Raw genomic sequence first — 22,277 nt, 5'->3', positions numbered from 1 at the left:
CAAAAAAGCCGCTCGATAGAGCGGCTTTTTTGTTTTTAAAATGTTCCAACTAAACCGACTGTATTATAACCGGCAGTAAAGCGCCAACTGATCCTGTGGCGGTTTTGATAAGCGTTCTCATAGCGTCGGCTTCCAAAAAGGTAGTTGTCTACACTATCTACAACAGCTATGCTTATTGCTGCGCCTAGAACAATATCAGTTACCCAGTGGGCATCGTCCCATAAACGAGAGACGGGAGCAATACTCCCTAAGGCGTAAATTCCAGATTTAACCCAGATATTGTCAAACTGCTTGGCAATGGAATGCGCCATAGAAATGGAGAGGATGGTATGTCCAGAAGGGAAGGAGTGGTAACGTGCGGTGCCTTTAAAGGGTTCAAACTCAAAAGGGCCCGTAAAATCGTCTGGTCGTGCACGTCCAACAGCAGTTTTAAAAAAGGTTTGAAAAAGGCCGGAGGTAGCTGCGGAGGCAATAATGAGCACTCCGGTTTTACGAACCTTTTCATTTTTGGTCAAGAGTCCGAATCCGTAGATACCACCAGAGACCATAAAGAAGTTCTGTGGGCTTCCAAAGTACCAACCGAATTCTTTGAGTACGCCAGGAGCGTTGGGTTCTTGTTCTACAAAATAGTTGCGCGCAGATTGATCCAAAGCCGTAAACATGGAGGTGGCGGTGATTACACTCACTGCCGTGAGAAAGTCGTCTCCCTGCCAACGCACCGGTGCTGTAATGCTGTGTTTAAAGCCTCCAAAGGCACTTTTGGCATCATACTTTAGGGTTTGCCAAATGTTGGCGTCTTGAGCCAATGGTGTAAAATTAGATTCCTGAGCACATAATTGCGGAGCGCCCAGCAGAATTGTTAATAGGAAAATAAACTTGCGCATATCACTGAATCGAAAAAGTCCGAACCTAATTGTGGGTAATAATTGCAAAGTTATTCAATTAGTTCTTAGTTTAACGAATCCTTATTTGGCCAAAACTATTGTTACTGTGAAGCTATTTCTGGTGTTTGTGTTGCTGGATTGATCGTTCAAGATTTCTGTTCCTTCATGTTCCAATACAATCCTATTTGGGGTTAGAGACGCAATGGTGTATGCCTTAGTAGTCCCATCTGAGCTTACAAAGATCTGATTGTCTGCACGCTCCCATGTGCCTAAGGTTGGGAAAAAGATGTTGTTATCAAAAATGGCTGTGCTATTGTGTCCATTTCCGGTGGTCGTAATTTCAAGACTTACGGAGCCGTTGGACACGAATTGGTTTGGGTTTTGCATTAAAGCCACATTAGCATCCGAAGCAATTGAACTACCTGCCAGATTAAACTCCAAAGCTGTTTCCCCCTCTTGCGTCACTTCGCTAATGCCGGTGTAGTTGACCTCTGTCAATACCCAATAGCCTAGAACACTAAAGGAATCATTGATTCGATTGTTATTAATGGCGGTAGAACATGAGGTGAATTGCAAATACAGAATAGCGATGCAAAAAAGCCAAACTTTTTTCATAGAAATACGTTTAGCAAGTAGTCGATGATTGGAGACTTTACTGACAGATTTTATAGAGAATTTATTGGGTTTACGGTCAGTAGTTGTAAAAGATTCTCTATGGTGTTGGTTTTGAGATGAAAAAAAGCACTCCGAAGAGTGCTTTTTAAAATGTTTATGATCTTAGCGACTCAGAGTCACTACCGTGACCAGAAGTTCTTCTTCTTCAATTTCACTTGTGCTGATGGAAGATTCTTCCGTAAGTCTCAATCGCAGACTGTTTTCTGTCAGCAGTTCAATAGAAATTTCAATAACTTCAGAATCTGCAGTGGTTAAACGCAAGGTGTTCCCATTGCGAACCCAGGTTCCGTTTTCCAAAAAGTCCAGGTCAAGCACCATGGATTGTTCTGGAATTCCTTGGATGGAGGTTGTGAGGTCCAGATCAAAGCTCCCGCTGGTAACCAGTTCATTTGGGCTTTCTGAAAAGACCATTCCAAAGTCTATATCCGTGCCAGTGCCCGTATATTCGACTCTTAAAGTATTTCCTGTATCCAGTACCAAAGTGCTAGTAAAACCGGAATAATCCACGCTTTCTGCGGTCCAAGTTCCCACAATATTGGCATCAGTCCCAGTTTCTGGTGCTGGTGTGTTGTCATCGTCGGAACTGCAAGAAATAAAAAGGCTGGTGGTTAATGCAAGGGTAAGTAGTAGTACTTTTTTCATAGTTCTGAATTTTTACGTTAATGCAAATTCAGAATACAAGAAACGGGCCAAGAACATTTTTTGCATATTTCTTGACAAACTACTCATCTCTAAAAAGCTTGTTCCGAGAAGCTTATGCAGCTAATTTTTTTTGGGTCTATCTTGAGAAAGTCGCTACAAAAACCGCATCGACTTCGCCGCTGCCAACCGGAGTATCCAGAATCTCTGTTTGCTCAATGCGCAGTCGCAGCATATCCGCTGTAAGAAGTTCAATGGTGATCACGGCGTCTTGATCATCCGCCGTGCCGGTAATGGTAAGTGTATTGTCTTCCAAGCTCCAGGTGCCGTCTCCCAATAAGTCGAGGTTTTCTAAGGTCTCCTCTTCGCTAACGCCTAAAAAAGTCGTTGTTACGGTCATGGAGAATTGTCCTTCTGAGCTTACCTCATTCGGATCTTCAGAAAAGGTAACAGTTGCGTCTATATCAAAACCTTCGCCTTCTTGAGTGGCGGTCACAGGTAAGCCTTCAATCACAGTGGTAATTGTAGAGTCAAAGTCAATGGTCTCTGCGGTCCAGGTTCCTACTAAGGAAACTTCGGCTTCTTCTTCCGTGGTTGTGGAATCATCGTCAGAGCTGCAAGCAATGTACATAGGGACAAGCAGCAAAAGGGCTAGCAATTTTAAATTTTTCATAATTGATTTGGGTATGTATTAAAAGAGTCCGTGAAGCTCGGCGTCAATGCGACTGATCACACTTCCGAGATCTTCCGGATTGTCTACAAAATTAAGGGTGTCCACATCAAAGATTAACAGATTGCTTTTGTCGTAATCGTGAATCCAAGCTTCGTAGCGCTCGTTGAGTCGACTTAAATAATCAATGCTGATGGAGTTCTCATATTCACGCCCTCTTTTGTGGATCTGACTCACCAAATTAGGGATGGAACTGCGCAAATAGATCAACAGATCAGGCGCCTCAGTCACACTTTCCATCAGATCAAAAAGCGAACGGTAATTTTCATAATCGCGATTGGTCATCAAACCCATCGCGTGTAGGTTAGGAGCAAAGATGTAAGCATCTTCATAGATGGTTCGGTCTTGGATGTAATCTTTTCCGCTTTCTCTAATATCCACAATTTGACGAAACCGACTGTTCAAGAAATAAATCTGCAGATTGAAAGACCAACGTTCCATTTGGTTGTAAAAATCATCCAAATAAGGATTGTCTTCCACATCCTCAAAATGAGGTTGCCATTTGTAGTGTTTAGCCAATAATTTGGTGAGCGTAGTCTTTCCTGAGCCTATGTTTCCGGCTATCGCAACATGCATAAAATAAGGATTCTTTAGAGTTTGGTTAGTCTGAAGGAATACACGAATTCTCCATCGTAAATATACAGGAATTCTGAAGTTAGTTGCAAGTCTTTCACCGCAATTTTTGACCCAGATTCAGTCGGTTCAAATTGCCGCTCCGGAGCCTCGGTAAAATAGATCACATCTCGCTCATCCAGAGCAATTAAGCCCCGTTGGGTTGAGGTCCAAATCTGTGTAAATCCAGGGTTGTCAAAAACCCTTAGAATACTCCCGTATACGTTGTAGGTGATGACCTCAGAATCAGTCAGAAGATGACAAAAATTAAAGTCACTGGCAGTTGCTATAAGATTGCCTTTTACCGGTTGGGAGATAATACTTCGTTTCCCCGATCTGTAATTGTACAATTCCAGTTGCTGAGCATCTTTATTAAAGACCCAAACGCTGTTGTTATTGGCCATGCGAACGGCTTCAATATTCAAGTAATCTTCTATCTCGTTGAAATTCACCCGCTCAATTTCATTGAGGGTGTTGTCTAGAAAAACAGCGATGTTGAAATCGGCATAATACACTAAGATCCTAAGGGGATTAATGATGTCTACAGCTGCAATACTTCCTAAGGTGAAATCTGCATAGTTCCAGCGGTCTCGTTCACTGGTTTTGATCAAAGCGTTGTTGACCACAGAGTAGGTGTTGTTGTAAGAGTCCACGCCAATGAACCTGTCGGCATCGAGGCGGGTTTTTTTGTCGAGTTTCATTTGCCCAAAGGCCAAAACCGGCATCAGTAAAAACAACAGCATCTTCATGCAGTCAAGATACAAAAACTAATCACATATCAGCTTGTATCCGTAGCCGCGAACGTTGACTATTTGAAGGCTGGAATCTGCTTTGAGTTTTTTGCGCAGATTGGAGATAAATACATCCATAGAGCGGGCATTGAAAAAGTCATCACTGCCCCAAAGCTTTTTCAGAATAAAAGAACGGTCCAGCAATTGATTCTTATTCGCGCAAAGATGGAAAAGCAGTTCGCTCTCGCGGTGGGTCAATTTAACCGGCTCTTTAGATTTATACTGCAATTCTTGACGGTTGGCATTGAAGCTAAAAGCGCCCAATTGAAAGGTGGTGTTCTTGTCGGGATCATCATTTTGCTTGAGTGCATTTTTGATCCGTACAATGAGTTCCTCCATACTGAAGGGTTTTTTCAAATAATCGTTTCCGCCCAGATTGAAACCGTTGACCACGTCTTCTGTCTGTGATTTGGCGGTCAAAAAAATGATGGGTGTTTGGCTGTCTTCTGTACGAATCTCTTTGGCCAGCGTGAAGCCATCTTTCAGAGGCATCATCACGTCCAAAACTAGCAGCTCTGGTTTTTCTTCTCGGTAAGCTTTCAAAGCTTGTTCTCCGTTCACGCAAAGAGTCACCTTAAAGTCTCGTGTTTCCAAACTCTCTTTGATGATCTGCCCCAAGGCCGGTTCATCTTCTGCCAGTACTATGTGGATCGGTTTATTCATGCGGAAGGGTTAAAGTAAAAGTAGTGCCATTTTTTAAGTTCACACCAATGCTGCCTCCGTGCTTTTCAATGATGTTCTTGGCGTAGTACAAACCGATCCCGAATCCTTTTACGTCATGGGTATCACCTTTGGGTACGCGGTAGAATTTTTCAAAAATCCGCTGACTTTGCGCCTTGTTTAGGGAACTACCATTGTCATGCACTGCAATATTTACTCCAGAGGCGTCTGTGGTTATATTGAGACTGATGATGTCTCCGCCGTATTTCAGCGCGTTGTCAATTAAAGTGTTGATCACATTCTCTAAATGAAAAGCATCGGCATGAATTTTTAGATCTTGTGGTGCAGCATTTAGGCTGATGGATTTTTGAGAAGCTACATAGGCCTCAGGCAAAACCGCTAATCGCTGGCAAAGGGCAACCAGGTCAATTTCTTCCTTATTGAGTACAAGGGCATTGCTGTCTAGGGTTGCGGTCTCTAGGAGTTTTTCAACCATACCTGAGAGTTTTTTAACCTGCTCTTGAGACATGGCAGCGTATTTTTTACTCTTCTGTGGATCGTTATCTGCATTGAACTTTTGGATGCCTTCTAGAGCTACACCAATAGTGGCTAAAGGCGTTTTAAATTCATGGGTGATGTTAGAGATCAAATCGTTTTTGATCTCTGCCAGTTGTTTTTGTTCTCTGATGATTCTGAGCAAATACAGCAAACATCCAATGATGCAGCCTACAAAGATCAAAGAGAGTCCCAAACTAATACCGTTGCGGTGTAAGATAAGCGGGGTGGTGTTTTTAAAGTAAACTTCTAAGGAGCTGTCCTGCATCAAAAAGCTAGATTTGGCTTGCAAAGACTTGACCGAAGGATCTGAGCTGAGCGTACCTAAGCTTTGGGTTGCACCCCAAGGCGTATCGTATTTTAAACTGTAATCGATCCACAATTCACGCTCGTGCAGTTCTTCATGAAAGATGGAATCTAAAACAGGTAAAGACATTTCTTCTTCTGCAAAAGAGATCACAATCTTATTGGTTAATTGCTCAAAAGGTTTTCTGCCCAGGCGCTGAAAAAAGCTGCGCATAGTATCTCTAAAACGCTCTGGCGGTCTGTTTTTGACAATGGAATCAACAATGCTTATTGCAGTCATGGTGGAGTGATTGGTAGAATCACTGAACTCATAACGTTGTATGGTTCCTTTGGGCATGCTGTCTAAAAAAGCCCATTGGTCTCCTAGATTTATGGTGTTGGAATCGTAGGTGAGGGTGAGGGTGTCACTGGCAAAGAGCATGCTTTGCTCTTGCGCTAAGTGAGTGTAGTAATCATCAACGGCTTTGTTAAGGCTAACCTGTACGTTGGCCACAAGCTCGCGCTGCTCGGCCTTAAAACTGCGATAGAACCAATAGGCCTGCAGCGAAAGAGTCAGCACAATTGCGGTGATGATGAAATACAATATGCCTTGATATTTTCCTGGCTTCATGCTTCAAAAGTAGGTCTAATGAATTGCAATTTCCAAATCGCTTAACAGTGCTTAACAATGCTTAACTTGCCTTAATACTGTCTTTGTGCATCTTTGTGGTGTCATCAAAACAAAAAAAGAACAATCATGAAAACACTCGTTTATTTATCAGTAGCTTTTTCTTTGATCGTTGGATCCTTACACGCGCAGGATTTTCAAGGGATCGCTACGTACAAAACCCAGCGTAAGCTAGAAATTCAATTAGACAGCACCCAAGTGCCGTCAGAGATGCAGGATCAGCTTATGGCCATGATGAAAAAGCAGTTTGAAAAGGAGTACACCTTAGATTTCAATAAAGACGCCTCTTTGTATAAGGTTGTTGAAGCATTGGACGCTCCAGCTGTTGGCGGAGGCGGCATGCAAATTGTTGTTGCAGGAGCTGGTGATGCCGATGTGCTTTACAAGAACATCGCAGAGAATCGCCTGGCCAATAAAAGCGACATTTTTGGTAAAACCTTTTTGATCAAAGATTCCCTGCCGCAGTTAGAATGGACCTTGACCAAAGAAACCAAGAACATTGGGCAGTATACCTGCTTTAAGGCAACGCGTACCGAGAAGAGAACGGTACAGACCTCTATCAGCTCCGACACAGAAGAAGGCAAGGACAATAAGAGTGAAGCCGTTGAAGAGGAAATTACCATTACCGCTTGGTATACGCCGCAAATCCCATTGGGACATGGTCCAGGAAGACATCACGGTTTGCCGGGACTTATCTTGGAGATCTCAGACGGAGACCAGAGCATTCTTTGCAGTAAGATCGTTATGAACCCTAAAGATGGAGTACAGGTCAGTGAGCCAACCAAAGGAAAGGAAGTGACTCAAGATGAGTATAACACCATCATGCAGGAGAAAATGAAAGAAATGCAAGAGCGTTATCAGCCCAGCAACGGTCGCCGAGACGGCAACAGTTTTGAGATCAGAATTGGCGGTTAGTGAACTTTAACAAAGCTTTAATAAACCTCTAAGGCTCCTGCGAGTCTAAAGACTTTAAATTAGCTTTGCTATAAACCACTAAACTGTTAATTGTCAAGGACATGAAGAAATTACTACCCTTAATGTTGATGCTTCTGAGTATCGGCATGAACGCTCAAGAATTTAGCGGAAAGGCCTATTACCAATCAAAAACCACTGTGGACATGGATTGGGGCGGTCGTGAAATGACCGAGGAGATGAAGAAGATGATCGCTGAGCGTATGCGCAGATACCTAGAGAAGACCTACATTCTCACTTTTAATGGACAGGAGTCTATCTATAAGGAAGAAGAGGTTTTAGAGACCGATGCGAACGGGGGTAGCCGTTGGATGGGAATGATGATGGGAAGTTTTACTCCCGGAGATCAATACAAGAATTTGGAGACCGGACAACTCGTGCAGGAACAAGAATTCTACGGCAAGCAATTTCTCATTGAAGACGAGATCGCTAATTTGGAATGGGAAGAGACCAAAGAGTCTAAAATGATCGGGCAGTATTTGGCCATTAAAGTGACCGCGGTCAAAAAGATCGATGAGAACGATTGGAGTATGGCGCGCCGACGCGGAGGTAGAGATAGAGATGCTAAGGCCGACGATGAAAAAGCCAAAGACTCTACAGCAACGGCAAGTGCCGATGATGACCCAATGAGTCAAATCGAAATTCCAAAAGAAGTGATCGTAACCGCTTGGTACACACCCATGATTCCTGTGAAACACGGACCGGGAGAATACGGCGGATTACCAGGACTCATCCTTGAACTCAACGTATACCGAACAACCATTCTATGTTCTAAAATTGTGATGAATCCGGAGGATACCATCGAGATCAAAGCACCTTCTAAAGGAAAGAAGGTCACTCGTGAGGAGTACCAATCGATTGTCGCAGAAAAAATGGAAGAAATGCGCGAAATGTGGGGCCGTGGACGCGGCGGACGACGCGGCGGATTCCGAGGATAATCAATCAATCAAAATACAGTGCAGCCAACCATGAAGAAATTACTCTTTATAAGCATCCTATTGTCTTTATTTAGCTTTGAAGCAGACGCGCAAAGCATTAAATTAAGAGGGGTGATCAAAGACTCTATTGGAGAACCTTTAGAGCTAGCGAACATCATTGCAACCATAAAAGAAACCGGAGAGATCGAATCTTATGCGATCACCAATTATGAAGGTCGATATCAGTTAGACCTCCCAACGAACAATACTTACACGCTTAAAGCAAGCTTTTTAGGTTTGGAGACCAAAGAGTTTGACGTCACAGTTCCAGAAGGATCTGACGACATGACTCGAGACGTAACCCTGAATCCTGCGCCCAATCAATTGGACGGAGTGGAGATCGTCTATGAAATGCCGGTGACCGTGAAAGGAGATACTATAGTTTATAATGCTGACTCCTTTACGACCGGTAATGAGCGAAAGTTAGAAGACGTCATGAAGCAGCTCCCGGGAGTGGAGATCAACGATGATGGAGAGATCGAAGTAGAAGGGAAGGCCGTCTCTAAAGTGATGGTAGAAGGTAAGGACTTCTTTGACGGAGACTCTAAACTCGCCACTAAAAACATCCCTGCAGATGCAGTGGATAAGGTGGAGGTCCTGAGAAACTACAACGAGGTGGATCAAATGCGAGGCCTTGGGAATGATCAAGACAACATCGCCATAAATATTAAACTTAAAGAAGGTAAAAAGAACTTTTGGTTTGGTGAGGTTTCTGGCGGTATTGGCTTTGATAGCGACGAGAAAGAGCGCTATTTGGTCTACCCTAAACTGTTCTATTACAGTCCGGATTACAGCATCAATATCATCACAGATTTCAATGACATTGGGCAAGTGCCTTTTACCTTTAGAGACTACTTCAACTTTACGGGAGGGTTTAGAAACTTCAACCGTGGAGGTGGAACCAATTTCAACATCAATACGGGAGACCTTGGTTTTGCCGTTGGACAGAACAACCGTGCCAATGCTATTGAGACCTCCTTCTTAGCGGCGAACTTCAGTTGGAATGCCAGCAAGGCATTAGATATAAGTGGTTTTTCGATTCTATCAGACAACCGCACCAGCTATATCACAAATACTATTAGAAATTATGTGGCTACCGGAATTACGGAGACCACAAACAATGTGAACGATCAGCGCACGCAGTTGGGTATGCTCAAGTTGAGTGCTATTTACAAGCCGAACGCGAACTTCCAGTTGGATTATGACGTGCTTGGAAAGACCTCAGATCAAAGTGAAGTGAGCTCTATTGTTTCCACAGTAAACAACAATCCCAACGAGATCAACGAGGATGAGAACACCACGCCTTTTTCTATCAATCAAAACATCAATGCCTATTACACCTTAGATGAGAACAACATCTTCGCGGGGCAGGTCCAGCATTTGTATCAGGACGAGGATCCGTTTTACAGTGTGATCCAAGATTCAATCCCGTTCCGTGGGGTATTCACGCAAGTAAATCCGTCGGCGCCTTTTGACAGCTCTCAAGATACTTTTGATCCGCTACAACGCATGGATCGTTATGATGTAAATCAGCAGCGACGCATCAAAACCAATAAGTTAGATGCCAAGGTAGATTACTACTACGTGATCAACAATAAAAGCAATGTGAACATAAACGTAGGGGCGACCTTGAGTCGTCAAGATTTCAACTCTGGGATCTTCCAAGAATTTATGTTCACGGGGCCGCCATCGGCCTTTGAAGGAGACGAGTTCAACAACGACGTGACCTTTAATTTTAGTGACTACTTCTTAGGAGTTAACTATAAATTCAAGGCGGGAATCTTCACCTTTACTCCTGGAGCAACATTGCACAACTATCGCGTAAAGAGCGAACAGTTGGGCAGTGTTTCCGAGAATAACGAATGGTTGGTGTTGCCAAACTTCAACGCGATTGTGGAGCTTAAAAAGAGCGAGAATATCCGCTTTAATTACTCCATCCAAGCGCAGTATACGGACGTAAATAACTTTGCGGAAGGATTCATCTTTAATAACTACAACCGTTTGTTTAGAGGTAATCGCAACTTGGAGAATGCCTTTGTGCACAATTATAATTTGACTTATTTCAGCTTCAATATGTTCAATTACACCAATGTGAGTGCGAACATCAATTACACCCGCAGGATTGAAGCGATCAAGAACAACACTCAGTTGGCTGGAATTACTCAGATCTCGAACCCAATTAACTTGAACAGTAATTTTGCTGATGAGACGCTGTCTGCTTTTGCAAGGTTTACCAAGAACATCAAGCGTTTGCGTTTCGCTTTAGGAGGTAATGTGAGTTGGGGGAAATTCAACAACATCATTAATGAGGAGGTAAGAGAGAGTATCAACTTTACACAGAGCTATAATACGAGCTTGAGAACGAGTTTCCGCGAGTGGCCAAATGTTGAGTTGGGGTATCGTCTTACTTTGAACAACTATGACAACGCAGGGGTGGAATCTACTTTTACAACCCATCAGCCCTTTGTGAATTTCGATGCGGTCTTCTTGCAGAACTTTACGCTGAATGCGGAATGGAGTTATTTCAATTATACAGACGCGGCAGGTACCATTGAGAACACCTATTCGTTCTTAGATGCTAATCTGTATTACCGTGAAAAAGACAGTAAGTGGGAATACCAATTGCAAGCCACCAACCTTTTAGATGTTGACTTTTTAAACAATGACAGCTTTAACGAAAACTTCAACAATACTTCGCAGTTCTTTGTACTGCCTCGAATAGTAATGTTGATAGTGCGCTACGAATTGTAGTGTTGATTGATGCAATGAAAAAGAAAAGGGAGCTTTTTAAGGCTCCCTTTTTTTATGTTATAAGTTGAAGGCTGATTTTACCTGGTCAACATAGTCGAGTTTTTCCCAGGTGAAAAGCTCTACCGCTTTTTCAACCCGTCCGGAGTATGGACTTTCAAATACTTTATTTACGGTTTGTGGTTTTCTTCCCATATGTCCGTAGGCCGCCGTTTCTGAATACATTGGGCTGCGCAATTTAAGTCGACTTTCAATAGCGGCAGGACGCATGTCAAAGATATCAGCTACTCGGCGCGCGATCTCTCCGTCGGTAAGGTCTACCAAGGATGTACCATAAGTGTCTACAAAAATAGAGGTAGGTTCTACTACACCAATCGCATAGGAAACTTGTACTAATACTTCTTTGGCAACTCCAGCGGCAACCAGATTTTTTGCAATATGTCTTGCGGCATAAGCTGCAGAACGATCCACTTTAGAAGGGTCTTTTCCGCTAAAGGCACCTCCACCGTGAGCTCCTTTACCACCATAAGTATCTACAATGATCTTACGTCCGGTGAGTCCGGTGTCTCCATGTGGACCCCCAATTACAAATTTCCCGGTTGGGTTAATGTGGTAAACTATATCGTCATTGAAAAGCGCCTGCGCGTAAGCTGGCAATTTGCTCTTTACCCTAGGGATCAAAATTTCAACCAAATCTTTTTTGATCTTGGCCAACATGCGGTCGTCATCGCTATCAAAATCATCGTGTTGGGTAGAGATCACAATGGCATCAATGCGCTGAGGTACGTTGTCGTCACTGTATTCTATGGTTACCTGACTTTTACTGTCAGGTCTTAAATAAGTGATCTGCTCGTTTTCTCTTCGGATGGCAGCCAGTTCTTGTAGAATAGAGTGAGAGATCTCTAAAGCCAAAGGCATATAATTTTCAGTCTCGCTAGTAGCATAACCAAACATCATTCCTTGGTCTCCCGCACCTTGCTCTTCTTTGCTGGCGCGATCAACGCCTTGGTTGATATCCTGAGATTGTTCGTGAATTAAGGAGATCACTCCACAGGAGTCTCCACTAAACTGATAAGCTCCCTTGGTGTAGCCAATCTTATTGATCACGTCTCTGGCAATCTGTTGCACATCGAGATAGGTGTTGCTTTTCACCTCGCCTGCTAGAACCACTTGACCCGTGGTCACAAGAGTTTCGCAAGCCACTTTGGCTTCTGGGTCAAAGGCTAAAAAGTTGTCCAGTAGTGCGTCACTGATTTGATCGGAAATTTTATCTGGGTGTCCTTCTGATACACTTTCAGAGGTAAATAAATAGGCCATAAACAGGAATCTTGTCGTGTCTGTAATGCGCACTTGGTCGTGAATCCCCGTGTCAAATTACAAGGTATTCCAAGCTGCGCCTAATAGGCCTCAAAAATAAGGAAAAAATACTTCTTAGAAACCCTCCTCTAGTGCTCGTTCAAGCGGAAATCTGGGTAGGCGGTCATACCGTGTTCATGGGTGTCTAATCCTTCAATCTCTTCTCTTGCGGTAACACGCAGACCCATAGTGCGTTTAATGGTATAAAGAATGATAAACGAGGTCAGGCAACAGAATCCAGCAATGATCGCTATGGCTTTGAATTGAATCCACAACTGACCCATTCCCGCTTTGTCTCCAAACATACCGACGGCCAAAGTTCCAAAGACTCCGCAAACCAAATGCACGGAGATGGCTCCAACAGGGTCGTCTAACTTCAGGCGATCAATAGCGCTGATGGCCAACACGCACAAAGAACCAGAGATAGCTCCTATGATCATAGCCTCATTGGGAGACATGACATCGGCGCCCGCAGTTATTCCAACCAAACCAGCAAGGACGCCGTTAAGAATCATAGTCACGTCATAAGATCTAAACTTAATATAGGAAGTAAAAAAAGCACCCACAGCTCCAGTGGCTGCAGCTAAGGAAGTGGTGACCAGTACCAAAGATACTGTGGCAGGATCCGCACTGAGTACGGATCCGCCATTAAATCCAAACCATCCAAACCAAAGTAAAAATACACCTAGCGTAGCTAGGGGTACATTGTGTCCAAAGATGGGTTTGATCCCATCTGCAGTATATTTTCCAATTCTTGGGCCCAATAAGATCACAGCGATAAGTGCAGCCCATCCGCCTACCGAGTGGACCAAAGTAGAGCCTGCGAAATCGTGAAAGTTCATCTCAGCCAAGAATCCTCCGCCCCAATGCCACATGCCCACCATAGGATAGATAAGCCCAACATAGAATAACGAGAAGATCAAAAAGCTGTTGATCTTGATACGCTCGGCTACAGCTCCAGAAACAATCGTAGCTGCTGTTGCTGCGAACATCGCCTGGAATAAGAACTCCGTATAAAAGGTATAACCGACATTATAGGTTTCGGTCAGGCCACCATTGGGGAGCGGCAGCCCGAACCCTTTAAAACCAAAGTATTCACCAGCAAATGCTTCTCCAGGATACATAAGGCTAAACCCGAAGAAGGCGTAAGTAGAAAGCCCAATGGCCAGTATCATTACGTTTTTAAAAAGAATATTGATCGTATTTTTTGATCGTGTAAGGCCAGATTCTAAAGAGGCAAAGCCCAAGTGCATGATGAATACCAATCCTATTGAGATCATCATCCATACGTTGTTGATAGTAAAAACTGCGTGTTCCATTACTTCTGTTATAGGGTTTGCCCACCGCTCTCACCGGTGCGAATTCTGTATACTTCTTCTATAGTGCTCACAAAGATCTTTCCGTCGCCAACGCTACCTGTTTTCGCGGATTCAATGATCGCGTTGATGGTGCGCTCTTCAAAATCGTCATTAACTACAATTGAAAGCCAACGGCGTTGGATATCACTGGTCTTGTAAGGCACACCTCTGTAAACAGAGCCGTGCTTTTCATTTCCTTGTCCGGAAACGTCCCAATAAGAGAAAAAGTTGACCTCTACTTCATGCAGCGCTTGTTTCACTGCTTCAAACTTTGATTTCCTGATGATCGCCTCGATTTTCTTCATAATCTGTGAGTTGATGTTTCAAAAATATAATTTTAAATAGTATACCCCCTAAAAAATAGGGGGTAGTAATTAATTTTTATCAACATAATAAAAAATACCCCTAAAAAATTAGGGGTATTAAATTTATAAGATATTTATTGCGATATTCTTAATCGAAGTTTGAAGCGGCCAAATAAGCATCGATCACCGCTTGTTCACCTGCTTTGTCAGGCATAGAATTGCCGTGCTCCATTCCCAAAACACCTTTAAAGCCGCGGTCGTGGATGTATTTAAAGACATTTCTGTAGTTGATCTCTCCAGTTCCTGGCTCATTGCGTCCCGGATTGTCTCCAATCTGGAAATAAGCGATCTCATCCCAACAGGCTTCAATGTTTGGAATTAGATTTCCTTCTTGGATCTGTTGGTGATAAATGTCAAAGAGTATTTTGCAAGAAGGGCTATTCACTGCTTTGCAGATCTGATAGGCTTGAGGTGATTCGGTTAAAAACAATCCGGGATGATTTCTAAAGTTCAAAGGCTCTAAAACCATCACCAATCCATGAGGTTCTAAAATTTCACAGGCTTTGCGCAAAGCGTTAACCACATTGGCGGTTTGATAGTCTTTTGAAAGCCTCAGGTCCACATGACCTGGGACAACAGTCATCCATTTAGCTCCGATCCGTTTGGCAACGGCTACTGAATCTTTTATGTCTGCCAAGAACTCGTTGAGGTAATCTTCATCACCGCTAGCCAAGTTAGGCTCCTTCCAATATATTTTATGCGCTACAAAAACGCCCATGGTCATCTGGTGCTTTTTCAGAAGCGCGGCCATGGCCTCTTGAGTTGTTAGGGATCGTCCTTTGAGTTCGTTGTCCTCAAAAGCCGTGAACCCCTGATCCGCCATAAACTGGATCTGATCCAGAATATCTGTTCCTGCATGCGCTTTAAACATCCCATCATGCGGCGCAAAATGCAAAGGAAATTTGTTCTTTGCTGGCGTAAAAGCGTTGGCTGCATGAGCTTTCAGGCTGCCTCCTAAAAACGAAGCGCCCACCGAGGCGAGCGCTACATTATTTATGAATTGTCTTCTTTTCATCTTTGGATTCGCTATTATAGTGAATAACGTTTTCCTCCGGTGAGTGTTTGCAGATCATCACAAACATAGGTTCCCGGTACAGGTTCATAAACCAGATAATCCTCTCCGATCTGTTGTGTGGTCAAATAGGCGTTTATGCACATCCATTTGAGTCCGTTCAAGAACTTGGAAACTGATACTGGCGTATCGTCCTCAAAGTCCTCAAAACCTTGATTGGTTCCTGGCGGATCTGGTTTTTCGTCTCTTGGGTGCAACATATTGGCGTCCAAGAAAGCCATATAGTTCTCATCGGTCATTACAGAAAGGTCCTCGCCGTGCTCAGCTTTCATCTTTCCAATAACTTCTCCAAAGACCGTTTTGATCTTCCCTTGGTATTTCACTGTGGAAACATCATTCCAATAGGTGTCAATAAATTGAACCACATTCAGTTCAGTTGCGGCGGGTGTAGCCTCAGTCTTTGGCAAGAATACATCTGCTAATCGGCCCACAACCATCGCCTGAGTTTCATCCATAAAAGCTGGAACCCATTTTGGATCTGAACTGGTGCAGCTTTCCAGCAGGCTGAAAAGTGCGGGTGAAGCCACTACAAAACCTGTAGTAAGTCCAATATTCTTAAGTGCTTGTCTTCTATCCATGGTTTATAGTGTTTATGCTTCTTTCATTTTTTTGAACTGTTCTGCTGCGTGGTTTGCTGCACGAGCAGTGAAGGCCATATATCCTAAGGAAGGATTGTGGCATCCGGCTGAGGTCATGAAGGATCCATCAGTCACATATACATTTTTACAGGCGTGCACCTGATTCCATTTGTTCAAGACTGAAGTTTTAGGATCGCGCCCCATACGAGCCGTACCCATTTCATGAATTCCAAGTCCCATTCCGCCTATATCGTCATAGGTGCTAATGTCTGTAAATCCACCAGCTTCTAACATTTTAACCGCTTGCTCTTTCATGTCCTTACGCATGGCAAGTTCGTTCTCACCAAAGTCAGCATCAAAAGTTACCGTAGGTAAGCCCCACTCGTCTAGCTTGTCGTAGTCTAAGTACATGCGGTTGCTGTGATCTGGCAAAGTCTCTCCAAAGGCAAGCAAGTTCATGCTCCATTCCCCTGGCTTTAAGATAGCTTCTTTAAGCTCCGGACCGTATTTCAATTCTGCCACCATATCGCCGTAAGCCCCGCGATTGGCTCCTCCTTGATATCCGTAACCACGCTTAAAGGTATCTACGTCTGTGTTTCCTCCCAGATTTCTGAATCGAGGAATATAGATGCCGTTAGCACGGCGACCTTTGAAGTATTTATCGTCAAACCCAACAGCTTTTCCGCGAGCTCCAACTCTAAAGTGGTGGTCCATTAAGTTATGTCCCAGCTCTCCAGAATCGTTTCCGAGTCCGTTCGGGAAGCGATCTGATTTGGATTGTAATAAAATTGAAGTCGATGCAACTGCAGAAGCACACAAGAAAATGATCTGTGCCTTGAATTCCATCTTCTCTTTGGTCTCCGTATCAATAACACGCACTCCAGTCGCTTGCTGAGTGGCATCGTCATAGATCACCTCATAAGCAATCGAGTTTGGTCTTAGGGTCATATTTCCGGTAGCCTCAGCTGCAGGAAGTGTACTACTGTTGGAGCTAAAGTAAGCGCCGTAAGGACAACCGCGCATACAGCGATTTCTATACAGACACTGAGAACGTCCTTTTCCAGGCTTGGTTCCTTCTGTGATGTGTGCTGCACGTCCAATGGTCAATACACGACCGTCATCAAAGCTCTCGTTGATCTTGCCTTGAAGGTGCTCCTCCACACAGTTGAGATCCATTGGCTTGAGGAATTTTCCATCAGGCAAAATATCTAAGCCAAGGTTCGTTCCGCTAACTCCGATATACTCTTCTACATAATCATACCATTCTTTTACATCAGCATAACGCACGGGCCAATCTACGGCGATACCTTCTTTTTTGTTGGCTTCAAAATCAATGTCACCCATGCGGTAACTTTGACGTCCCCACATTAGGGATCGACCTCCAACGTGATAGCCGCGGATCCAATCAAAGCGACGGTCTTCATTGTAAGGATGCTTTTTGTCATCCACAAAGAAGTGTTGGTGTGCTTCATTGGTCACATAACCGGTGCGGTGTTGTTTGTGTTTTTTTAGTCGAGTCTCACGGCTAGGAGTTCCTCCGTTGGGCAGGTCCCAAGGATCTAAATTTGCCGTGGTGTAATCTTGAGGGTGTTCAACCATACGACCGCGTTCCAAGACCAAGGTCTTGAGTCCGTTCTCGCAGAGTTCTTTGGCGGCCCATCCGCCTGAAATTCCCGTACCTACTACAATCGCATCGTATTCGGCATCAGGATTTGGGAGAAAACAACTTGTCATTATACTGTTTAGTTTTGGTAAGATTAACCGTAAGGTGTTATTTTTACAGAGCAACTAAATTAATTATCTTATCTGTAATAAATCAAATTTATTATTGTTAATTTGATACTTCTTCTAAATTTTTTCTAATGAAAATGCAACTAACTCGTCAAAAGTTTACACTTTTATTATTGTTATTAACTGCCTTTACTCTAGGTAGTTGCAAGTCTGATAAAGCAGAAAAAGCAGCTGAAAATCAGACCGAAACCGCAGCAGAAACCACCACCGAAAAAGCCAGCGATCCTTTCTTTAAATTATCGCTTGCACAGTGGTCGATTCACCGCATGATCTTAGAGGACGGGATGGATCCATTTGACTTTGCTGTTTATGCCAGAGACAATGGCTTTGCTGGATTGGAATACGTGAGTCAGTTGTACAATTCTGCCATGGAAGAATACGATACTAAAGATGAAGCCATAAAGGCCATCACCCAAAGACTTAAAGCAGAGAGTGAAGAGGCCGGAATGGAGAATCTCATCATCATGATTGACGGTGAGGGTGATCTTTCTGTCAATGACGAGGCGGCTCGTGACCAGGCCGTAGAGAACCACAAACGATGGGTAGACGCTGCAGCAGAATTGGGTTGTCATTCCATTAGAATAAACCTCTTTGGTTCTTTGAACGATGAGGAGTGGAAGGCAAACAGTATTGATGGGCTTTCTAAATTAGGAGCTTATGCCCAGACCAAAGGTGTGAATGTTTTAGTTGAAAACCACGGCTGGCAATCGTCTAATGCACCCCTTCTTATGGAGGTGATCAACGCTGTTGGAATGGACAATTGCGGAACGCTTCCAGACTTCGGAAACTTTTGTGTGAAGCGTAAAGACGGAGCCAAGTGGGGCGAGTGTGAAGAGGAATACCCAGACATTTATGAAGGAGTTCAGCTTATGATGCCAGCTGCAAAAGCAGTGAGTGCCAAGTCTTATGATTTTGATGAAGAAGGCAACGAGACCAAAATAGACTACGCTAAAATGCTTCGTATTGTGAAGGAAGCTGGATACACGGGCTACATCGGTGTAGAATATGAAGGAAATAATCTTTCAGAGCAAGAAGGAATTGAAGCTACTCGTGACCTACTTATTGAGCTGGGAAGCAGCATGTAATAACAACCAAACTAACTGACTACAATGAAAAAATCCACCTATTTTCAACTCTCCTTTATGATGTTCCTCGAATTCTTTATTTGGGGAGGTTGGTTTGTGACCATGGGAATTTATTTGACCAATACGCTGGGTTCTGATGGAGGAGAAACCGCCATGGCCTATTCCACTCAAAGTTGGGGAGCGATCATCGCTCCGTTTATCATAGGTCTTATCGCAGACCGTTATTTTAATGCCGAACGCATTTTAGGTGTACTTCACCTTATCGGTGCCGTTTTAATGTATCAATTGGCAAACGCAGAAAGCTTTGACTCCTTCTATCCTTATGTGTTAGGATATATGATCGCTTATATGCCAACGCTGGCCTTGGTGAATTCGGTCAGTTTCAATCAACTTGCAGATCCTTCTAAGCAATTCCCGCGTATACGCGTTTGGGGAACAGTCGGTTGGATCATTGCCGGAGTGTGTATCAGCCGAATCTTCTTATGGGATTCTGAAGCAGGAATTGCAGACGGACTTTTGCGCAATACCTTCTTGATGTGTGCTATTGCCAGTGCGGTTTTGGGAGTATTCAGTTTTACACTTCCAAAAACACCACCAACTTCAACAGAACGCGCGAGTATCTCAACTATTTTAGGTCTGGATGCATTGAAACTTTTAAAGGACAGAAACTTTTTGATCTTCTTTGTGGCTTCGGTGCTGATCTGTATTCCCTTGGCCTTTTACTACCAGCACGCAGGGCAGTTTTTAGGCGAGATAGGGGTTGATAAACCGGCAGAGAAAATGGCCATCGGACAATTCTCAGAGGTCTTCTTTATGCTGCTCTTGCCATTCTTTTTTATGCGCTACGGATTCAAAAGGACCATTCTTGTCGGGATGTTAGCTTGGACAGTTCGTTATTTACTATTTGCCTACGGAGATCCAGATGGGATGTACTTTATGTTGCTGATAGGGATCGCATTGCACGGAATCTGTTACGACTTCTTTTTTGTGTCGGGACAAATCTATACCGACAGTAAAGCAGGAGAAAAATATAAGAGTGCAGCTCAAGGATTAATTACTTTGGCCACTTACGGTGTTGGAATGCTCATCGGATTCTGGATAGCAGGAAAGACCACAGATGCCTTTGCCATAACAGAGACCGAACACACTTGGGATCAAATCTGGCTTTACCCAGCAGGCTTTGCCGCGGTAGTATTTGTCCTGTTTGCGCTTTTATTTAAAAATGAGAAAGTAGAATACCAACAATAACTATGGCTCAAAAAATTAAATGGGGCGTACTTGGCGGAGGTGGAGATTCCTTGATTGGAGTGTTACACCGCGTAGCTGCCAGTATGTTCGATGCATATGCGCTCACCGGAGCGGTTTTTAATCCGGAATTGCAAAAGAGTATTGCTTTTGCAGAAGAATTAGGAATACCCACGGATCGTATTTATGCAGATCTGGATGCATTCGTTGCTGGAGAACTGGCGCTGCCAGAATCCGAACGCATTCAAGTGGTGTCTGTATTAACGCCTAACTTCTTGCATTTTCCTATGGCTAAGCAGCTTTTGGAGAACGGTTTCCACGTGATCTGTGAAAAGCCAATGACCATGAGTTATGCGGAGGCATTAGAGCTTCAAGCGGTACAACGCGCTAGCGGAAAACAATTTGCTTTAACGCACACCTATACGGGTTATCCGATGGTGCGACAAATGAAGCAAATGATCGCTCAAGGTGTTATTGGGAAGATCCAAAAGGTAGATGTACAATACTACCAAGGTTGGATCAATCCCATCATCCACGATCCGCAACTCAGAAAAACAACATGGCGCTTGGATCCGGAGAAATCTGGAATCTCCTGCTGCATGGGAGATATCGGCGTTCACGGCTATCAAATGCTAGAGTTCGTCACCGGCCTTAAAGTGCAATCCATCTTGGCAGATCTCAATCACCTCTATGAGGACAATCAAATGGATATAGACGGCACGGTCTTATTGCGTTTGGATAAATACGTAAAAGGAGTGTTGCGCGCCAGTCAGATCGCCACAGCAGAAGAAAACAATTTTACAGTTGCCGTTTACGGCGATAAAGGCTCCCTCAAATGGGAACAAGAGAATCCAAATTATGTGTATTGGCTAGAAGATGGTCAGCCTATGCGAACCCTAAAACCAGGACATGCCTATAACGATGCCCTTTCTTTAGACGGAACCAAACTCCCTCCAGGTCACCCCGAAGGGATCTTTGATGCCATGGGTAATATTTATAAAGGCATGGCCAAGGCCGTTCGCGGACAGGAGTATCATCCGGGAGAGTTTCCTGGAATGGAAGACGGAGTGCGCGGTATGTACTTCATAGAGCAGGCCGTAGCTTCCCACAGTCAAGGTAATGTTTGGATCGATTTAAACGCATAAAGCAATGAAAACTATAAAAGGACCTGCTGTTTTTCTAGCGCAGTTCATGGATGATAAACCGCCGTTCAATTCTTTGGATGGTCTCTGCGGATGGGCCCGAGATTTAGGGTATAAAGGGATTCAGATCCCAACTTGGGAGACGCGATTGATCGACTTAAAACTCGCAGGAGAAAGCAGAACCTATTGCGACGAGCTAAAAGGCAAGATCGCAGACTATGGTTTGGAGATCACTGAGCTCTCCACGCACTTACAAGGTCAACTGGTCGCTGTGCATCCTGCCTATGATTTGATGTTTGACAATTTCGCTCCAGACGATTGCAAGAACAATCCTGCCAAACGTACCGAATGGGCGCGTCAGCAGTTGTTATCAGCAGCGCGAGCAAGTAAGCATTTGGGGCTAAAGGCGCACGCTACTTTTAGCGGTGCTTTGATGTGGCATATGTGGCATCCTTGGCCGCAATTACCAACTGGATTGGTAGAAATGGGATTTAAGGAATTGGCCGATCGTTGGCTGCCTTTATTGGATGAGTTTAAAGACAATGGCGTTGCGGTTTGTTACGAGATCCACCCAGGAGAAGACTTGCATGACGGCGTTACTTTTGAACGCTTTTTGGCCGCCACAGGCAATCATGAAGCGGTGAACATTTTGTACGATCCATCGCATTTTATTTTGCAACAACTGGACTATATTACTTATATCGATCACTATCACGAGTTTATCAAAGCTTTCCACGTAAAGGATTCCGAATTCAACCCAACGGGTAAAAAAGGAGCCTACGGCGGATACGGCGATTGGAAGGACCGTGCAGGTCGTTATCGCTCCTTGGGAGATGGTCAGATCGACTACAAAACTGTCTTTAGTAAACTCACTGAATACGGCTGCGATGTTTGGGCCGTGATGGAGTGGGAGTGTGTAATAAAAAGCCCGGAACAAGGGGCACGAGAAGGTGCTAAGTTCATTGCAGATCACATTATAGAAGCCACTACCAAACGCTTCGATGACTTTGCAGGAGCCGAGATTGACAAAGAGAAACTCAGAAAGATTTTAGGACAATAAAACCATCTA

21 protein-coding genes are annotated in these 22,277 nt (G+C 43.9%); 7 read left to right on the top strand and 14 right to left on the bottom strand.

Annotation, left to right across the window (positions count from 1 at the left end):
- Positions 1-35 precede the first annotated feature (35 nt).
- From POW22_RS11875 to POW22_RS11840, 8 genes are all read right to left on the bottom strand, one after another.
- Positions 36-884, bottom strand: coding sequence for a phosphatase PAP2 family protein (locus POW22_RS11875; protein ID WP_272832913.1), 849 nt, complete (start codon positions 882-884; stop codon positions 36-38).
- An 81-nt stretch (positions 885-965) separates the two neighbouring features.
- Complete coding sequence (locus tag POW22_RS11870) at positions 966-1,499, bottom strand: lipocalin family protein (protein ID WP_272832910.1); 534 nt, start codon at positions 1,497-1,499, stop codon at positions 966-968.
- Positions 1,500-1,661: 162 nt separating this feature from the next.
- The gene (locus POW22_RS11865; protein WP_272832909.1) at positions 1,662-2,201 is read right to left on the bottom strand and encodes a hypothetical protein; all 540 of its coding nucleotides are present in this window, start codon (positions 2,199-2,201) and stop codon (positions 1,662-1,664) included.
- Positions 2,202-2,337: 136 nt separating this feature from the next.
- Positions 2,338-2,871: a hypothetical protein gene (locus POW22_RS11860; protein ID WP_272832908.1), complete on the bottom strand. Its 534-nt coding sequence runs from the start codon at positions 2,869-2,871 to the stop codon at positions 2,338-2,340.
- 18 nt (positions 2,872-2,889) lie between these two features.
- The gene (locus tag POW22_RS11855; RefSeq protein WP_272832907.1) at positions 2,890-3,504 is read right to left on the bottom strand and encodes a deoxynucleoside kinase; all 615 of its coding nucleotides are present in this window, start codon (positions 3,502-3,504) and stop codon (positions 2,890-2,892) included.
- A 14-nt stretch (positions 3,505-3,518) separates the two neighbouring features.
- Entirely contained in the window at positions 3,519-4,289 is a 771-nt protein-coding gene (locus tag POW22_RS11850) for a hypothetical protein (protein WP_272832906.1), read from the bottom strand.
- Between the two features lie 18 nt (positions 4,290-4,307).
- Complete coding sequence (locus POW22_RS11845) at positions 4,308-4,994, bottom strand: response regulator transcription factor (protein ID WP_272832905.1); 687 nt, start codon at positions 4,992-4,994, stop codon at positions 4,308-4,310.
- Positions 4,987-6,462 carry a sensor histidine kinase gene (locus POW22_RS11840; RefSeq protein WP_272832904.1) on the bottom strand — a complete coding sequence of 492 codons (1,476 nt, stop codon included), beginning with the start codon at positions 6,460-6,462 and terminating at the stop codon, positions 4,987-4,989. Before POW22_RS11840 ends, POW22_RS11845 begins: the two co-directional genes overlap by 8 nt.
- 126 nt (positions 6,463-6,588) lie before the next feature.
- On the opposite strand from POW22_RS11840, the gene POW22_RS11835 reads away from it, so the two are divergent.
- The 3 genes from POW22_RS11835 to POW22_RS11825 all read left to right on the top strand — a co-directional run bounded on the left by POW22_RS11835 (position 6,589) and on the right by POW22_RS11825 (position 11,219).
- The gene (locus tag POW22_RS11835) at positions 6,589-7,434 is read left to right on the top strand and encodes a GLPGLI family protein (protein ID WP_272832903.1); all 846 of its coding nucleotides are present in this window, start codon (positions 6,589-6,591) and stop codon (positions 7,432-7,434) included.
- A gap of 101 nt (positions 7,435-7,535) precedes the next feature.
- Positions 7,536-8,429, top strand: coding sequence for a GLPGLI family protein (locus tag POW22_RS11830; RefSeq protein ID WP_272832902.1), 894 nt, complete (start codon positions 7,536-7,538; stop codon positions 8,427-8,429).
- 30 nt (positions 8,430-8,459) lie between these two features.
- The gene (locus POW22_RS11825; RefSeq protein WP_272832901.1) at positions 8,460-11,219 is read left to right on the top strand and encodes a carboxypeptidase regulatory-like domain-containing protein; all 2,760 of its coding nucleotides are present in this window, start codon (positions 8,460-8,462) and stop codon (positions 11,217-11,219) included.
- 57 nt (positions 11,220-11,276) lie between these two features.
- On the opposite strand, the gene metK is transcribed toward POW22_RS11825, so the two are convergent.
- The 6 genes from metK to POW22_RS11795 all read right to left on the bottom strand — a co-directional run bounded on the left by metK (position 11,277) and on the right by POW22_RS11795 (position 17,679).
- Complete coding sequence (gene metK, locus POW22_RS11820; RefSeq protein WP_272832900.1) at positions 11,277-12,533, bottom strand: methionine adenosyltransferase; 1,257 nt, start codon at positions 12,531-12,533, stop codon at positions 11,277-11,279.
- A gap of 128 nt (positions 12,534-12,661) precedes the next feature.
- The gene (locus tag POW22_RS11815) at positions 12,662-13,891 is read right to left on the bottom strand and encodes an ammonium transporter (protein WP_272832899.1); all 1,230 of its coding nucleotides are present in this window, start codon (positions 13,889-13,891) and stop codon (positions 12,662-12,664) included.
- Between the two features lie 8 nt (positions 13,892-13,899).
- A complete protein-coding gene (locus tag POW22_RS11810; RefSeq protein ID WP_272832898.1) occupies positions 13,900-14,235 on the bottom strand; it encodes a P-II family nitrogen regulator in 336 nt (111 codons plus the stop codon).
- 148 nt (positions 14,236-14,383) lie between these two features.
- A complete protein-coding gene (locus tag POW22_RS11805) occupies positions 14,384-15,310 on the bottom strand; it encodes a hydroxypyruvate isomerase family protein (protein ID WP_272832897.1) in 927 nt (308 codons plus the stop codon).
- A 14-nt stretch (positions 15,311-15,324) separates the two neighbouring features.
- Positions 15,325-15,945, bottom strand: coding sequence for a gluconate 2-dehydrogenase subunit 3 family protein (locus tag POW22_RS11800; RefSeq protein ID WP_272832896.1), 621 nt, complete (start codon positions 15,943-15,945; stop codon positions 15,325-15,327).
- Positions 15,946-15,957: 12 nt separating this feature from the next.
- The gene (locus POW22_RS11795) at positions 15,958-17,679 is read right to left on the bottom strand and encodes a GMC oxidoreductase (protein ID WP_272832895.1); all 1,722 of its coding nucleotides are present in this window, start codon (positions 17,677-17,679) and stop codon (positions 15,958-15,960) included.
- A gap of 128 nt (positions 17,680-17,807) precedes the next feature.
- Here POW22_RS11795 and POW22_RS11790 point away from each other — a divergent pair, with 128 nt between their 5' ends.
- From POW22_RS11790 to POW22_RS11775, 4 genes are read left to right on the top strand one after another with little or no spacing between them, the layout of a single operon-like run.
- Positions 17,808-18,821: a sugar phosphate isomerase/epimerase family protein gene (locus POW22_RS11790; protein WP_272832894.1), complete on the top strand. Its 1,014-nt coding sequence runs from the start codon at positions 17,808-17,810 to the stop codon at positions 18,819-18,821.
- A 24-nt stretch (positions 18,822-18,845) separates the two neighbouring features.
- The gene (locus POW22_RS11785; RefSeq protein ID WP_272832893.1) at positions 18,846-20,069 is read left to right on the top strand and encodes a nucleoside permease; all 1,224 of its coding nucleotides are present in this window, start codon (positions 18,846-18,848) and stop codon (positions 20,067-20,069) included.
- A 2-nt stretch (positions 20,070-20,071) separates the two neighbouring features.
- Positions 20,072-21,211 carry a Gfo/Idh/MocA family protein gene (locus POW22_RS11780; RefSeq protein WP_272832892.1) on the top strand — a complete coding sequence of 380 codons (1,140 nt, stop codon included), beginning with the start codon at positions 20,072-20,074 and terminating at the stop codon, positions 21,209-21,211.
- Between the two features lie 4 nt (positions 21,212-21,215).
- Positions 21,216-22,268 carry a sugar phosphate isomerase/epimerase family protein gene (locus POW22_RS11775; protein ID WP_272832891.1) on the top strand — a complete coding sequence of 351 codons (1,053 nt, stop codon included), beginning with the start codon at positions 21,216-21,218 and terminating at the stop codon, positions 22,266-22,268.
- Positions 22,269-22,277: the final 9 nt, after the last annotated feature.

The organism is Gilvibacter sediminis (assembly GCF_028561565.1).
In the GTDB taxonomy this organism is placed as follows: Bacteria; Bacteroidota; Bacteroidia; order Flavobacteriales; family Flavobacteriaceae; genus Gilvibacter; species Gilvibacter sediminis.
The sequence above is the reverse complement of the archived record's forward strand: the minus strand, read 5'-3'. Positions and strand labels throughout refer to the sequence as shown.

What these genes read in the sequence shown, in the direction of transcription:
- metK (WP_272832900.1), bottom strand. Translation starts at nt 12,533, where the DNA reads ATGGCCTATTTATTTACCTCTGAAAGTGTATCAGAAGGACACCCAGAT.
- POW22_RS11785 (WP_272832893.1), top strand. Translation starts at nt 18,846, where the DNA reads ATGAAAAAATCCACCTATTTTCAACTCTCCTTTATGATGTTCCTCGAA.
- POW22_RS11810 (WP_272832898.1), bottom strand. Translation starts at nt 14,235, where the DNA reads ATGAAGAAAATCGAGGCGATCATCAGGAAATCAAAGTTTGAAGCAGTG.
- POW22_RS11830 (WP_272832902.1), top strand. Translation starts at nt 7,536, where the DNA reads ATGAAGAAATTACTACCCTTAATGTTGATGCTTCTGAGTATCGGCATG.
- POW22_RS11775 (WP_272832891.1), top strand. Translation starts at nt 21,216, where the DNA reads ATGAAAACTATAAAAGGACCTGCTGTTTTTCTAGCGCAGTTCATGGAT.
- POW22_RS11855 (WP_272832907.1), bottom strand. Translation starts at nt 3,504, where the DNA reads ATGCATGTTGCGATAGCCGGAAACATAGGCTCAGGAAAGACTACGCTC.
- POW22_RS11800 (WP_272832896.1), bottom strand. Translation starts at nt 15,945, where the DNA reads ATGGATAGAAGACAAGCACTTAAGAATATTGGACTTACTACAGGTTTT.
- POW22_RS11805 (WP_272832897.1), bottom strand. Translation starts at nt 15,310, where the DNA reads ATGAAAAGAAGACAATTCATAAATAATGTAGCGCTCGCCTCGGTGGGC.
- POW22_RS11865 (WP_272832909.1), bottom strand. Translation starts at nt 2,201, where the DNA reads ATGAAAAAAGTACTACTACTTACCCTTGCATTAACCACCAGCCTTTTT.
- POW22_RS11840 (WP_272832904.1), bottom strand. Translation starts at nt 6,462, where the DNA reads ATGAAGCCAGGAAAATATCAAGGCATATTGTATTTCATCATCACCGCA.
- POW22_RS11780 (WP_272832892.1), top strand. Translation starts at nt 20,072, where the DNA reads ATGGCTCAAAAAATTAAATGGGGCGTACTTGGCGGAGGTGGAGATTCC.
- POW22_RS11795 (WP_272832895.1), bottom strand. Translation starts at nt 17,679, where the DNA reads ATGACAAGTTGTTTTCTCCCAAATCCTGATGCCGAATACGATGCGATT.
- POW22_RS11860 (WP_272832908.1), bottom strand. Translation starts at nt 2,871, where the DNA reads ATGAAAAATTTAAAATTGCTAGCCCTTTTGCTGCTTGTCCCTATGTAC.
- POW22_RS11870 (WP_272832910.1), bottom strand. Translation starts at nt 1,499, where the DNA reads ATGAAAAAAGTTTGGCTTTTTTGCATCGCTATTCTGTATTTGCAATTC.
- POW22_RS11790 (WP_272832894.1), top strand. Translation starts at nt 17,808, where the DNA reads ATGAAAATGCAACTAACTCGTCAAAAGTTTACACTTTTATTATTGTTA.
- POW22_RS11835 (WP_272832903.1), top strand. Translation starts at nt 6,589, where the DNA reads ATGAAAACACTCGTTTATTTATCAGTAGCTTTTTCTTTGATCGTTGGA.
- POW22_RS11845 (WP_272832905.1), bottom strand. Translation starts at nt 4,994, where the DNA reads ATGAATAAACCGATCCACATAGTACTGGCAGAAGATGAACCGGCCTTG.
- POW22_RS11850 (WP_272832906.1), bottom strand. Translation starts at nt 4,289, where the DNA reads ATGAAGATGCTGTTGTTTTTACTGATGCCGGTTTTGGCCTTTGGGCAA.
- POW22_RS11825 (WP_272832901.1), top strand. Translation starts at nt 8,460, where the DNA reads ATGAAGAAATTACTCTTTATAAGCATCCTATTGTCTTTATTTAGCTTT.
- POW22_RS11875 (WP_272832913.1), bottom strand. Translation starts at nt 884, where the DNA reads ATGCGCAAGTTTATTTTCCTATTAACAATTCTGCTGGGCGCTCCGCAA.
- POW22_RS11815 (WP_272832899.1), bottom strand. Translation starts at nt 13,891, where the DNA reads ATGGAACACGCAGTTTTTACTATCAACAACGTATGGATGATGATCTCA.